The organism is Allostreptomyces psammosilenae (genome assembly GCF_013407765.1).
In the GTDB taxonomy this organism is placed as follows: Bacteria; Actinomycetota; Actinomycetes; order Streptomycetales; family Streptomycetaceae; genus Allostreptomyces; species Allostreptomyces psammosilenae.
Genome location: NZ_JACBZD010000001.1, coordinates 806,342 through 819,878, shown reverse-complemented (window position 1 = coordinate 819,878; position 13,537 = coordinate 806,342). Strand labels below are relative to the sequence as shown.

Genomic DNA, 13,537 nt, shown 5'->3' with positions numbered 1-13,537 from the left:
TCACCAGAGTTATCCACAGGAAGAAAAAGTCCCGCCACCACCCCACCCCAACTGTGAGAACATGGAAAACGGGGGGCCCACCCGGGCCTCCCTAGGGGTGGTTGAGGATTCACCCGAGTTATCCACAGGGAGAAAACCAGCCTACCGCCACCTCGCCCAGCTGTGAGAACGTGGAAATCGGGGGGACCCACCTGGGCCCCCTAGGCGCGGTTGAAGATTCATCAGAGTTATCCACAGGCCGGCAAAAGGAATTCCGGATTCCCCCGCGCGGTGGCAGCATGGAGATCAGTAACCCGGTGGCAGCGCGGCCCTCGATGGCGGCGCGGGAAGAAAAGCGTCGCCACCGGGCGCGATGGAGGAATACCCGGCCCTGGCTCGTCCATGGCGGGGGCTGCACGGAGTCACCCGAAGATCCGTGCGGCGGGCGATGCGCGGCGCATCGCCCGCCGCACGGCGGACACATCCCGGAGGTGGAGAGTTGCTGTGCCCGAGTCGGATCGTCTGTCAGGCGGAGAACCCCCTCAGCCCGGAGGCGATCAGTCCCAGAAGGTCGCCCAGGTGGCCCGGGAGTCGTTGGTGAGGAGGTAGAACTCGGCCCGGTCGTTCCCGCCGTCCACCCAGGCGCTGATGCCCTCCCAGATGATGCAGCCGTCGTTGGAGAGCGTGGCGTAACCCACGTACTCGTCCGCGTTCTCCGCGTCGTACTCCCACAGCTCGAAGCGGTGCGAGGTGGTGCTTCCGGTGGTCACGCAGGTCCGGAAGTTGGTGCCGGCGGACGGCGCGTATCCGGTGCCATAGACCCCGTCCCCCTCGGAAGAGAATGGCCCTTCACCGACCGGGTCCCAGCCCGGGCTGGCAGCGGACACGCCCGGCGGAAGGACGGGCGAGAGCTGCGCCTCGCCGGAACTCAGGTTGCCGCTCGCGTGCGCCGAGCTCGGCGCCAGCAACGGTAAGGCCAGTGCCGTGAGCGTGACACCGGCCGCCGCCACGCGACGACGAATGTTCGCCATGCCTGTCTCCTTCGTCAATGGATCTCTTCGCGCCCCGTTCCGCGCGGCCGGCTCGACGGCGACTCGCCCTCGACCACGACGCGCTGAGCACATCCGAATGTCCAGAAAGGAAACTCCGAATGTCCACAGAGGAAACGCGTATCCAAGCGTGCATGATCCGCCCTCGGAAGTCCTTGGCGCACAGTCCACACTCGCTTGACTCTGCCTCCACACACCGCCGTGGCGGCCTCGGCGTACGGGCGTCACCGCCGCCCGCCCGCGCTGCCCGCGCCGACGGCACCGACGGCGCCCACCGCGGAGTCGGCCGTCCCCATCGGCGGATCGGCGGCGATGCCGTCGCCGGCGCCGGTGCCGACACCGGCGCCGGCCGCCTCCGCCGCCCGCAGCAGGGCGAGCAGGTCCTCGCGGGCCCGCGCCACGCGCGAGCGGACGGTCCCGACCGGGCAGCCGATCAGCTCCGCGGCCTCCGCGTAGGGCAGCCCCAGCAGTTGGGTGAGAACGAACGCCTCCCGGCGCGGATCGGCCAGTTGGTGCAGCAGCTCGTCCAGGGCAATGCCCTCCTCGAACCCCGGCAGTCCGAGCGGCTGCCGGTGCTCCATCACCATCTGCCAGTCGAACGTGTCGGCGGTGCGCGGCCGGGCGGCGGCCATGCGGAACCTGTCGACCACGACGCGGCGGGCGATGGCGAGCAGCCAGGTGCGGGCCGAGGAGCGGCCGGCGAAGGAGGGCAGGCTGCGCAGCGCGCGCAGGTAGGTCTCCTGGGTCAGGTCGTCGGCGGACTCGACGTCCACCAGGTGGGCCGTGAACCGCCAGACGTCGGGCTGGGTGCAGCGGACGAACCTGTCGATGGCGGAGGCGTCACCGGAGCGCGCGGAGAGCGCGCAGGCGGTCACCTCCTCGTCGGAAGCCTTTTGGTATGAGCACGACATGTATCGGGGTTGCGAAACGGTTGTCATGGCTGGACGCCTTCGTCATCCGGTGCCGCCGCGTCCGGCGCGCACCACGGGAACCGGCCCCGAGTCGGGCCCGCGCGGCGGGGCGCGGGCGGAGCCCGAGGCGGCATGGCGACAGCTCCGCACTCGCCGGGTCGGAAAGGCTCGGGCGCCTCCCACTCCTCCGGCACGGCGGAGCCCGTCCGTCGCCCCACCCCGCCCTCACCCGGCCGCGCGGCCGCATCGTCCCGGGCGGACGGCGGCGCTCGCTTGATCGAGGCGCCGAGCCGGCCGACGCGGCAGGTCGATCGGTGGCGAGCAGATCGCTGACGAACCCATCGGTGACGAACCGAGGGGGGTGTCACGAACTGACGCGCCGAGTCGCGCGGGCGCTGACGGAGAGACGGGGTCCGCGCGGGGTCAGTGCCGCGCGGGCGGACGGACGGTCAGCTGACCGTCGCCGGCGGTGGCCCACGGTGCGAGATGCAGCACCGCACCTCCGGACCGCGCACGAAGCCGGCCGCGTCCCACCGTGGCGCCGGGGCGGGCCGGGGCCAGGGAGCGACGGGGGCCACGTCGAGGGCGCGCAGGGCCCGCAGCACCCGGCGCAGCGCCGTGGTGGCCACGGCGCGCAGCACGCGGAAGGCCGCCGCCTCGCCTCCCCGCAGCCACAGTGCGCAGACCAGGGCCACCAGCAGGTGGGCCCCGAACATGCCCGCCGAGACGGTCCCGTCGTGGGAGTGGGACGCCGTCGTGGGCGCGGCCGGCCCGGCGGCCTCGCTGTCCCCCGCCACTCGGGCGGCCGAGGCCACTCGGGCGGCCTCGGCCCGGGGATCGACCGGTCCGGTCGGCCCCGGCGGCGCGAGGGCGTGGTGTTCGGCGGTGTGCGGCGCCGCGGCCGGGTGCGCTCCCGCGCCGCTGTGCGGCACTCCCGCCGCCGTCGCCGCGGCCCTCGACGGCGCTTCGGCCGCCCGGGCGGATCCGGCGGGGTGCGTGTGCTCGGCGTCTCGCAGCTGTGCGGCAGGGCGCCCGAGCGCCTCGTCCGGGAGCAGCTGGGCCAGGTCGGGATCCAGACCTGCCAGTTGCAGCAGCTCTGCCGCGGACGCCCCGGCCGTCGGCCCATCGCCCGCCGCGCCCGCCGGTGCACCACAGAGCAGCAAGAGCAGCCACTGCGACTCGGCCGACTGCTCGGAGGCGGTGTCCACCCGCGTCGCGACGCCCGCCGGGGCCGGGCCCGCGGACGGTGGCGCGGCCCCCGGCGCGACCGCGGCACCCGGCGCCACCGAGAACAGCAGGTGCAGCGCCGCCTGGACGACGAGCATGGCCGCGCTGATGCCGAGCAGGCCGCGCTCCCGGCCGGACACCAGCCAGGTGCCGCCGGCGATGCACAGGAAAGCGGCGACGACCGACCACATCGGCGGGCGGTCGTCGGACATGACCACGTGCCCCGCCACCGCCAGCACGACGCACATGCCGGCGAAGAAACCGGTGCGCGTGAGGCGGAGAACGAAGCCGGCGTTCATGGTGGCGGACATGCTGCCACGCGGGTCGGGGCGCCCCGCAGGCGCCCTTCCGGCACGGTCGTCGGGCATGGCTCGTCCCCCGCGTCGCTCCTCAACCGCGTGATCGTGCCGGACGCGGGGCGGCCGGGCCCGCCACCCTTGGCCCCACGTCCGGCACTGGCGTGGTGTGGTGTCCGCCCTCGGCGGTTACCCCACACGCCGCTCGATGGGCCTTCGGCCCTGGTGACGCGTCGGAAGAGGGCATCGGAGTCCGGCCGCCCCGCGCGGGCGGTCCGGCGGCGCCGGCACCTGCCGACGCGCACTGAATGGCGTGCACACGACATAGCCGTCGCCACCCCGACTCCGGTGACACTCTCCCTGAGAGCGCTCTCAGGTTAGCCATCCAAGGGCCCCCGCGCTAGCCCTCCGGATGGCCCAAGTTGGACACCACCGCGACTCCGCACGCCCGCACCGGCCACCGGGCCGCCGGACCGCCGCCGCGCCCCGGCGCTGGTTTGGCTCCGGCCGGCACGGGCAGCCGTCGCCGTTGAGGTACCCCGCGGTGCCTCGAACGGCCGTGCGTTCCCCCGTCACGTAAGGAGTCCCGCCTGATGGCGAACCCCAACGGACAGCCCGAACCCACCGGACAGCCCGCCCACGACCCGGTCGGACGCCACCCCCGGCCGGAGTTCCCCGCCCAGTCGCAGGAGCACCCCGGCACCGGCGCGGCCATGCGTCCGCAGCCGGACCACGGGGAGGAGAGCTACCGCGGCTCCGGCCGACTGCTCGGTCGCGGGGCGATCGTCACCGGGGGCGACTCGGGGATCGGCCGCGCCGTCGCCATCGCCTTCGCCCGGGAGGGCGCCGACGTGCTGATCTCCCACCTCCCCGAGGAGGAGAAGGACGCGGTCGACACCGTCCGCCTCATCGAGGAGGCCGGCCGGGTGGGGATGGCCGTCGCCGGTGACATCCGCGAGGAGGCGCACTGCCGCTCGCTCGTGGACCGGGCGCTCACCGCGTTCGGCCGTCTGGACATCGTGGTGAACAACGCCGCCTACCAGATGGCCCGGCCGGGCGGCATCGAGGAGATCAGCACCGAGCAGTTGGACCGGGTCTTCAAGACCAACGTCTACGCGATGTTCTGGCTGTGCCAGGCGGCCGTCCCGCACCTGCGCCCCGGCTCCAGCATCATCAACACCACCTCGATCCAGGCCTACCAGCCGTCCCCGCCGCTGCTGGACTACGCCTCCACCAAGGGCGCGATCGTCACCTTCACCAAGGGGCTGTCCGAGCAGCTGGCGCCGCGCGGGATCCGGGTCAACGCGGTCGCCCCCGGTCCGGTCTGGACCCCGCTGATCCCGGCGACCATGCCGGAGGAGAGCGTGAAGTCGTTCGGCGGCAGCACCGTGTTCGGCCGCCCCGCGCAACCGGCCGAGCTGGCCCCGGCGTACGTCTTCCTGGCTTCGGAGGAGGCGCAGTTCGTCACCGCAGAGATCATGAACCTCACCGGCGGCCAGCCGCTGCCCTGACCGGCCGAGCCGACCAGCGGCGGAGCCCGCCGGCCCGACAGGCGACCAGGCCGATGGTGCCCACCCGCGTCGGGCGGGTGCCACCGGCCGCCCGAGAAGGTGCCCCACCGTGTCGCGCCACCCCCGCGCCCGCGCCCACCTCCCCCCGCCGGCGCGCCGCGCGGTCTCCGCCGCCAGGGAGCTGAACTGGTGGCACGTGCTGCCGTGGCTGCTGGTCCTCGGCGTGGCGCTGATCGAGGTGTCGCCGCTGCGCCACATCCGCACCGCGCCGCTGCTGTCGGCGGCGCCCCCGCTGGCCGCGGTCACCATGGGCGTGCGCGGGGTGTCGGTCCTGTCGGCGGCGGCGCTGGTGGTCGGCATGGCCTTCGGCATCGTCAACGCTCCGCTCGGCAGCACCACCTGGCTCGTGGCGTTCCTCTCCATCGCGATCGTCGTCACGGCGAGCGTGGCGGGCAGCGCCGCCCGGGTGCGGCGGGAGCGCGCCCTGTCCCGGGCGCGCCGCGTGGCCGAGACGGCGCAGCGGGCGCTGCTGCGGCCGCTGCCGCCGGTCCTCGGCGACCTGCGGATCGCCGCCGTGTACCGGGCGGCGGATCCGGAGGCGCGGGTGGGCGGGGACCTGTTCGAGGTCGTCCCCGGCGGCGACCGCACCCGGCTGCTCATCGGGGACGTGCGCGGCAAGGGCATGCCCGCCGTCTACCTCGCGGCCGTGGTGCTCGGCGCCTTCCGGGAGGCCGCCGTCACCGAGGAGGACCTGCCCCGGGTGGCGCGGCGCTGTTCGGCCGCGCTGCTGCGCCAGCACGCCGCCGAGGGCTGGCGGGCCGTGGCCTCGTCGGCGCCGCTGGCGAGCGCCGACGACGAGGCCTTCGTCACGGCGTGTTTCGTGGAGATCCGCGGACCACTCGTGCGGATCCTCAACCACGGGCATCCCGAGCCGCTGCTCCTGGCCGCCGACGGGGTGCGGACCGTCACGACGGAGGCCGGCCTCCCGCTGGGGCTGGAGTACCTCGGTGGGTCGTCGCCGACCTCCACGGTGCGCTGGAACCCCGGGGACCGGCTGGTGCTCATCACCGACGGGGTCGCGGAGGCGCGGGACGCCGGCGGCGAGTTCTTCGACGTGAAGCCGGCCCTGCGCCGGCTGCGGCACCTGCCGCCCCGACTGCTCCCGGCCGCGGTGGTGCAGGAGGTCCTGGCGCACACCGGCGACCGGCTCGACGACGACGCCGCCGTCCTGGCGGTCCAGTGGACCCCGGCGGGGACGGTTCGGTGAACGGCGCCCCGGGTGCGGGTCAGCCCTCCGGCTGGACGGGGGGCGCGTCGACGGGCGGGTGGCCGTCCGCGGCGTCGCCGGCACGGGCCTCGGTGCGCTGGCCCCGGGCCAGGTAGTCGCGGACGATCAGTTCGACCGCGTCCTGCGGGCTCCTGGTGCCGGACAGCAGCATGACGTCGATCGCGAGGTTCGCGTCGAGGGTGACGGTGACCACGGCCATGGCGACTCCTTCATCGAAGCAAGAGCAGCAGCATGCAGCTTTCGCCCGAACTTGACCATCCAGGGTCTGGAACTGATGGGATTCCCTCGCCGAGCCGTGATGCGAAGAGGAGAGCACCGATGCTGCACGTGCTGTCGCTGGAGTACCGGGTGCCCGAGGATCGCGCGGCGCCCCACGTCGCCGCGCACGTGCGCTTCCTGGAGCGGTACCACCGCGCGGGCACCTTCCTGGTGTCGGGGCAGACGGTGCCGAGCAGTCAGGGCGGCGTCATCCTTGCCCGTGGCGTCGACCGCGCCGAGGCGGAGCGGATCGCCGCCGAGGACCCGTTCGTGCGCGAGGGCGTGGCGCGCTACACCGTGACCACCGTGACGCCGGGGCGGGTGCACCCGGCGCTCGCCGAACTGCTCGGCGCCGGGTCGGAGCGGATCCGCCCGGAGGGCTGACCACGGCCCCGGGCACCCGGGGCCGGTCGGTCGGCCGGCCGGTGGCTCAGTCGTCGATCCGGGCCTGCGGCAGCCGGTCGAGGATGGCGTCGACCGTCTGCTCCGGGGTCTGACCGGAGGTGTCCAGCCACAAGCCGAGCCGCGGCGTCCCGGTGCGCAGCGAGCGGTCGAGCTCCTCGACGGTCCAGGGCCCGTAGCCGGTCTTCGCCCGGCCGGCCTCCCGCTCCGCGACGGTCTCCGGTCGCGGAGCGAGCACCACCAGGTACCGGGGCCGGCCGCGCGGCAGATCCACCCAGTAGGCAAGTTCCTCGCCCAGGACGATGTCCTGCAGCACGGCGGTGAACCCGGCGGCCGCGTAGCCCTCGGCCGCCGCGGCGGCCAGCCGGTAGCGCAGCCGCAGCTGGGCGTGGGCCTCTGCCGCCTCGGCCGAGGCCCCCGGGTCAGCGTGCTCCGGGAGCATTTCCCGGCGGCCGGAGACGATCATCCGGCGGAAGACGTCGCCGCGCACGTGCGCGGCCCGCGGCAGCCGCTCCGCCAGCGCTTGCGCCACCGTGGACTTGCCGGCCGCCATCACCCCCGTGATCAGCACGACGGCCCCGGACAGCGCCGAGCCGGCGTCCGCGGGCACGTCGGAGGGGACGGGCCGCTGCGGCGGGACGGTCTCCATGCGGTGTTCTCCCTGCTGTGCTGCGTGGGGCGGCGGACGGACCACACGGCCGCCCGGCGCCGCGCACCACGGGACCAACGGCCGGTGCGGACGCTACCGGCCCCCGCCCCACCACCGCACCGGCTTTTCCGCACCACCGGCCGGGGCGGTGCCGTTCCGGTTCTCGCCGGGGATCCGCCGACCGGCCGGCGGGTCAGCCGGCCACGAGGTCGGCGGCCTCCTCGCGGGCACGGGTGAGGACGTCGGCGACGTGCACCCGGGTGCCGGAGGTGGAGGAGGCGATGGCGGCGTGGACCATGGCCAGGCTCATCAGGTTGTCGTGGCACTCCCCCATCGGGAGCGTGCCGGTGCGCAGGGCGTGGACGAAGAGGGTGAGCGGGCCGGCGAGGTCCTCCGCGGGGGGCTGGGCGGGGGGTGCGGCGGGGGTGGGCAGGGGCACTCCGTCGACGGAGGCCAGGCCGTCGGCCGGGGCGTCCGGGGCGTCGACGACCTCCAGCACGGGGGCGTTCTCGCCGTCCCAGGTGGCGCTGCCGCGGGCGGCGCTGGCCCGCCAGGCGCCGTTCCAGGAGGTGGCCCGGCCGTCGCTGCACCAGCTGCCGGTGTAGGTGTAGCGGGCGCCGCCGGTCATCTCGAAGACGGCGGTGGCGGCGGCGTCGCCGGCGTACCAGCTCCACGGCGGGTTGTGTTCCTCGCAGTAGACGGCGACCGGGTCGGCGTCCAGGAGGAAGCGCGCGGCGTCGAAGCTGTGCACGGCCATGTCGAGGATCAGCGGGTGCGCCATGGCGTCCCGGAAGCCGCCGAAGCGCGGGGCGCGGAAGAACTCGGTGGTGAGGACGCCGATCGGGCCGAGGCCGGCGAGCCCGGCGCGCAGCTGCCACAGGTGGCGGTTGAAGCGGCGGTTCTGGCTGACCACGAAGAGTTCGCCGGCCCGGTCGGCCGCGTCCACCAGGGCGACGGCCTCGGCGAGCGTGGCGGCCAGCGGCTTCTCGCCGAGGACGGGCAGGCCGAGGGAGAGGGCCTCCAGGGTGACCGGCAGGTGGGCCGCGGGCACGGTGACGTCGACGACGGCCTGCGCCCCGCAGCGGGCGGCGACCTCGGTGAGGGAGGTGCCGGTGACGATGGGTTCGCCGGGGGCGGCGCCGGCCAACGACGCACCGGCCGTCGCCGTGCCGGCCGTCTTCTCGGCGGCGCGGCGGGCCACCTTCTCGGCGGCGCGGCGGGCCGCGCCCTCGTCCAGGTCGACGATGCCCGCGAGGCGCACCAGGGGGGAGGCGGCCAGTGTGGCGAGCCAGGCGCGACCCATCGCGCCGGCTCCGACCAGGACGACGCGCAGCGGCTCGTCGCCGGGGATGGTCCGGAAGCCGGCCGGGGTGCCGGGGGTGAGCGGGGTGGTGGTCATCGGGACTCGCCACCGGGCTGGCCGGGGGCCTCGAACCAGCCGGTCTCCCGGCGGCGCAGCTCGGGCGGGCGGCGTTCGCCGGTGGGGGCGGTCCAGGCGACGGCGTTGGCGATCACCCGGCGCACGTCCGGGTGGTCGTAGACGGGGTAGTCCTGGTCGCCGGGGCTGAAGTAGAAGATCCGCCCGCTGCCGCGGCGGTAGGCGCAGCCGGAGCGGAACACCTCGCCGCCGGAGAAGGAGCTGATGAAGACGAGTTCGTCCGGCTGCGGCACGTCGAACGGCTCGCCGTACATCTCCTGGCGGTCGATCACGACGGGGCTGGGCACGCCGGCCGCGACGGGATGGCCGGGGGCCACCGTCCAGACGAGCTCACGGTCCTCGGCGTTGCGCCAGTTCAGCGTGCAGGTGGTGCCCATCAGCCGGACGAACGGCTTGGACCAGTGCGCGGAGTGCAGCGGAACGAACCCCATGCCGGCCAGCACGTGCCGCTGCACCCGCTCGGCGACCTCGTCGGCGACCCGGTCGTGGGCGATGTGTCCCCACCAGACCAGGACGTCGGTGGCGGCCAGCACCTCCTCGGTCAGGCCGTGCTCGGGCTCGGCGAGGGTGGCCGTGCGGACCGTGACGGCGTCGCCGTGGTGCTCGGCGATGGCCGAGGCGACGGCGCCGTGGATGCCCTCGGGGTAGCGCGCGGCGATCTCCGGCTCGGTGGTCTCGTGGACGTTCTCGTTCCACACGGTGACCCGCAGCGGGCGGGTGGCGGAGGGGTCCGGCATGCGGGTGCGCTCCCGATCGTGCGTGCGGCGGCTGGGCGGACCCCGCCAGCATCGCTCACGGAGGGGCGGCCGGGGAGGAGGCCGGGGCCGGTGCGGCGTTGCTCGGCCGGATCCGGCCGGATGCGGGTGGGGCGGCCGGGGCGGGGTGAGGGGGCGTCGCCGGTGGGACGGCCCGCGGTGGACGGTCAGCTCGGGAGGGGGTCGCCGGGGGCACGGGGGGTCGGCGGGGCCGGGGCCGGGGTGGCCGTCGGACCGGTCAGGGGCGCGGAGACGACGGTGCGCAGCAGGGCCTTGCCGTCCGGGCCGGTGACGGCGCGTTGCAGCAGGACGGTGGCGTTCCGGCCGCTCAGGGTGAGGGTCATCAGCTGGTTGCCGAAGTACGGGCCGGCGGTCTTCTCCCAGGTGACCGGGGAGGCGGGGAGGCGTGCGTGGCGGGCGAGGGCCCGGCCGAACCGCCGCGCGGCGCGGCCCCAGCCGATGCGGAAGCCGAGGCGGATCACGGCGGGGACGGCGTTGTGCACGGGTGAGCAGGTCAGCTGCACCAGGCGGCTGCTCGGCCGGGCGACGGTGCCGGAGCCGGGGCCGGGGGTGGTGCCGGGGGCGCTGGGGTGTGCTTCGGCCAGGTAGGCGTGGTGCACGTCGCCGGAGAGCACGCAGATGGTGGCCGGCGGCGGTTCGGCGCGGCCGGGGGCGGGGGTGCGGCCGGGGACGGGGACGGGGGCCGCGTCCCGGGGGGCGTCGGCGGGGGCGGGGGCCGGGGTGGCGATGTCCAGCAGCAGTGCGGAGAGCGCGTGGAAGGAACGGCGGAAGGCGGCCCAGTGCTCCAGGTCGCCCGCGCGCCGCAGCCGCTCCGACCAGCGGACGGCGCGCCGGCCGCGGGCGCCGGAGGCCAGCGCCTCGTTCCAGCCCTCCAGGTCGTGCACGGCGTGCGGCAGGAGCCACGGCAGCGAGGTGCCGAGCAGCAGGTGGTCGTATCCGGGCTCGGCGGCCTGGGCGGCCAGCCAGTCGAGTTCGTCGTCGCTGATCATGGCCCGGCGGTCCTCCTGGAGGACGCGTCCGGCGCGGGAGTCGACCATGAGCACCCGCACCCGGCCGAGGTCCCTGCGGTAGCTCCAGCGGACCGCGCGCCGCCCGTCGGTCTCGGCGTCCGCGCGGCGGGCGTGCTCGCGCAGCACGGCCGCGGCGTCGCCCCGCGGGCCGCCGCCGGCACGGCGCACGGCGGCGTACACCTCGTCGGCGGCGAGTTCGGCCGGCGAGAGGTTGCCGAGGTGCTGGTAGACCCAGTAGCTGGCCAGCCCGCTGAGGATCCGCTCCTCCCACCAGTCGGTGGCCCGCATGTCGTCCCGCCAGGAGGCGGAGGTGTTCCAGTCGTCGATGACGTCGTGGTCGTCGCAGACCATGGCGCTCGGCACGGTGGAGAGCAGCCAGCGGATCTCCGGGTCCTGCCAGGACTCGTGGTAGAGCCGGGTGTACTCCTCGAAGTCGGCGACCTGGTCCCACGGGGGCTGGTTGAGGTCGCGGCGTTCGGCCAGCCAGGCGCGGGTGAGCGCGGAGACCTCGTCGGCGTACACCTGGTCGCCGAGGAGCAGCAGGGCGTCCGGCCACTCCTGGCGGGGCAGCTCCGGGAGGGTGGCGGCGAGGGTGTCCAGGGCGTCCGGCTCCAGGCGGCCGTCCACCACGCTGGGTGGGCTGGCCCAGCGGCAGGAGCCGAAGGCGACGCGGACGGCGGGGGTGCCGGCGGCGCCCGGGCCGCCCGGGGCGGGGGCCGGCAGGGTGCGGATGGTGCTGGGGGGATGGGTGACGTCCGGGACCGGCCAGACCACGTCGCCGTCCAGTTCGACGTTGTAGGTGCTCACCGAGCCCGGCGCCAGCCCGTCGACGACCACCAGGGCGAAGTGGTGGCCGGCCACGCACCAGGTGGGTTCGGCGGCCTGGATCCCGCCGCCGCAGCGCACCCGCACGGTGCAGGGGCGGTCCGTCTCCGCCCACACGGTGGCGCTGGAGCCGTCCACGTACCGCAGCAGCGGGCCGACCACCAGTTCAGCCATCGCCGTCTCCTCCGGTCGATCCGACGCGCTACCAGGGCGCCGTCGCCGATCGGTACGGCTCCGCCCCCCAATACCAGGTTCGGTGATCCTTCCCCACACGGCCATCACTCGTTCGGCTGATCGATGCCCGGTTCTCCCCGGATCCTTCCCTGACACCCCTTCGGTCGGACGCCCCACAACGCGCGACGGACGCCGGGCGGGTGCCCGGGCGCGGGCGCGGGCCCGGGCCGGTCAGCCGTCCAGGCACTCGCGGAGGGTGGCGATCAGGGCGTCGAGGGCGGCCGGGTAGGCGTGGTCGGGCGGGGTGGCGTAGCCGATGCCGATCCGCGGTGGGCGTACGGCGCCGGCGTCGTGCCAGACCGAGCCGGTGGGGACCACCCGCAGGCCGCGGGCGGCGGCGCGGGCCGCCACCTCCGTCTCCGACGGGCCGTCCGCGGGGAGTTCCAGCAGCAGCTGCACGCCGGCCGCCGCGCCGCGGACCCGCACCCGCGGCACCTCCTCGGCGAGTCGGCGCAGCAGCGCGTCGCGGCGGCGCCGGTAGCGCAACCGCTGGGCGCGCACGTGACGGTCGTACTCGTGGGTGCGGATCAGTTCGGCCAGCACCAGCTGCCCGATCACCTCGGTCTGCGCGTCCGCGTAGAACTTGGCCTCCGCGACGGCGGGGACCAGCCGCGGCGGCAGCACCATCCAGCCGAGCCGGACGCCCGGCCCCAGGGTCTTGGAGGCCGTGCCGAGGTAGCCGACCTGCTCGGGCGCCATCTGCTGCAGGGCCCCGACGGGTTGCCGGTCGTACCGGAACTCGCCGTCGTAGTCGTCCTCGATGATCAGCCCGCCGCTCGTGGAGGCCCAGTCGACCAGCGCTCGGCGCCGCTCGGGGGCCAGCACCGTGCCGAGGACGGCCTGGTGGGCCGGTGTCACCACGACCGCGCCGGCGCCGTCGGGCACCCGGGCGTCAGCGCCGCGCTCGTCGACCGGCAGCGGGAGCACCCGTGGCCCGGCGCGGCGCACGGCCTCCCGGTGGAACGGCGCGCACGGGTCCTCCATGGCCACGGCGGCGCATCCGCCGTCGTGCAGCACCCGGGCGAGCAGCCCGAGGCTCTGCATGAAGCCGGTGGTGACGACGATCCGCTCGGGGTCGGCGAGCACGCCCCGGGTGCGGCCCAGGTAGTCGGCGAGGGCGGTGCGCAGGGCGGGATGGCCGCGCGGGTCCCCCAGGCCGAAGGCCTGTGCCTCGGTGCGCGGCAGCACCCGGCGGGCGGCCCGCAGCCACGCCTCCACCGGGAAGGAGGCGACGTCCGGGCGGCCGGGCATCAGGTCGTGGCGCGGGCGGGGCGGCGTTCCCTGACCGTGCCGTGGGTCCGCGCCGCCGCCGGGGCGGGCCGTCTCGCCGGGTGGGTGTCCCGGGGCGGGCGGGGGCGGTGGGAGGTCGGCGACGACGGTGCCGGCGCCGCGGCGGGCCGACAGGTAGCCCTCGGCGACGAGCTGCTCGTAGGCCGCCGTCACCGTGCCGCGGGCGAGGTCGAGTTCGGCGGCCAGGGTCCGGCTGGCGGGCAGCCGGGTTCCCGGGGTGAGCCGGCCGTCCCTGACGGCATTCCGCAGCGCCCGCTCCAGCCCGGCGCGGCGGCCACCGGTGCCGGAGTCGTGTCCGATGTCGAGGTCGAGGTGCAGGTCCACCCCGGTCTTGGTCCACTCGAACGCCATGGGATTGGACCATAGTGATCCGCCAACCCCTCTCTACGGTGGG

The 13,537-nt window shown here is 75.4% G+C and carries 12 protein-coding genes; 3 read left to right on the top strand and 9 right to left on the bottom strand.

The genetic code is table 11. The features are described 5' to 3' along the window. Positions 1-536 precede the first annotated feature (536 nt). The 3 genes from FHU37_RS29650 to FHU37_RS03225 form a co-directional block, all read right to left on the bottom strand. Positions 537-1,010, bottom strand: coding sequence for a YndA family protein (locus FHU37_RS29650; protein WP_512699011.1), 474 nt, complete (start codon positions 1,008-1,010; stop codon positions 537-539). 242 nt (positions 1,011-1,252) lie between these two features. Beyond that, the gene (locus tag FHU37_RS03230; protein ID WP_179812709.1) at positions 1,253-1,939 is read right to left on the bottom strand and encodes a sigma-70 family RNA polymerase sigma factor; all 687 of its coding nucleotides are present in this window, start codon (positions 1,937-1,939) and stop codon (positions 1,253-1,255) included. Between the two features lie 449 nt (positions 1,940-2,388). After that, positions 2,389-3,477, bottom strand: a complete 1,089-nt coding sequence (locus FHU37_RS03225; protein WP_179812708.1) for a hypothetical protein — start codon at positions 3,475-3,477, stop codon at positions 2,389-2,391. 578 nt (positions 3,478-4,055) lie between these two features. Between FHU37_RS03225 and FHU37_RS03220 the strand changes: the two genes are divergently transcribed. Together FHU37_RS03220 and FHU37_RS28840 are read left to right on the top strand one after the other, a co-directional pair. After that, the gene (locus FHU37_RS03220) at positions 4,056-4,973 is read left to right on the top strand and encodes an SDR family oxidoreductase (protein WP_179812707.1); all 918 of its coding nucleotides are present in this window, start codon (positions 4,056-4,058) and stop codon (positions 4,971-4,973) included. Positions 4,974-5,082: 109 nt separating this feature from the next. Then, on the top strand, positions 5,083-6,240 hold the full coding sequence (locus FHU37_RS28840; RefSeq protein ID WP_179812706.1) for a PP2C family protein-serine/threonine phosphatase: 1,158 nt from the start codon (positions 5,083-5,085) through the stop codon (positions 6,238-6,240). Positions 6,241-6,259: 19 nt separating this feature from the next. Here FHU37_RS28840 and FHU37_RS03210 read toward each other — a convergent pair whose 3' ends face one another. Next, positions 6,260-6,460 carry a hypothetical protein gene (locus tag FHU37_RS03210; RefSeq protein ID WP_179812705.1) on the bottom strand — a complete coding sequence of 67 codons (201 nt, stop codon included), beginning with the start codon at positions 6,458-6,460 and terminating at the stop codon, positions 6,260-6,262. A gap of 119 nt (positions 6,461-6,579) precedes the next feature. On the opposite strand from FHU37_RS03210, the gene FHU37_RS03205 reads away from it, so the two are divergent. Beyond that, on the top strand, positions 6,580-6,903 hold the full coding sequence (locus FHU37_RS03205) for a YciI family protein (protein ID WP_179812704.1): 324 nt from the start codon (positions 6,580-6,582) through the stop codon (positions 6,901-6,903). 46 nt (positions 6,904-6,949) lie between these two features. On the opposite strand, the gene FHU37_RS03200 is transcribed toward FHU37_RS03205, so the two are convergent. The 5 genes from FHU37_RS03200 to pdxR form a co-directional block, all read right to left on the bottom strand. Further along, positions 6,950-7,570: an AAA family ATPase gene (locus FHU37_RS03200; RefSeq protein ID WP_179812703.1), complete on the bottom strand. Its 621-nt coding sequence runs from the start codon at positions 7,568-7,570 to the stop codon at positions 6,950-6,952. A 193-nt stretch (positions 7,571-7,763) separates the two neighbouring features. Then, complete coding sequence (locus FHU37_RS03195; RefSeq protein ID WP_179812702.1) at positions 7,764-8,969, bottom strand: Gfo/Idh/MocA family protein; 1,206 nt, start codon at positions 8,967-8,969, stop codon at positions 7,764-7,766. Next, on the bottom strand, positions 8,966-9,745 hold the full coding sequence (locus FHU37_RS03190; protein WP_179812701.1) for a ThuA domain-containing protein: 780 nt from the start codon (positions 9,743-9,745) through the stop codon (positions 8,966-8,968). The genes FHU37_RS03195 and FHU37_RS03190 overlap by 4 nt, the downstream gene beginning before the upstream one ends. 185 nt (positions 9,746-9,930) lie before the next feature. Beyond that, entirely contained in the window at positions 9,931-11,793 is a 1,863-nt protein-coding gene (locus FHU37_RS03185) for an alkaline phosphatase D family protein (RefSeq protein ID WP_179812700.1), read from the bottom strand. 231 nt (positions 11,794-12,024) lie between these two features. Next, positions 12,025-13,494 carry a MocR-like pyridoxine biosynthesis transcription factor PdxR gene (gene pdxR / locus FHU37_RS03180; protein ID WP_179812699.1) on the bottom strand — a complete coding sequence of 490 codons (1,470 nt, stop codon included), beginning with the start codon at positions 13,492-13,494 and terminating at the stop codon, positions 12,025-12,027. Between the last annotated feature and the right edge of the window lie 43 nt (positions 13,495-13,537).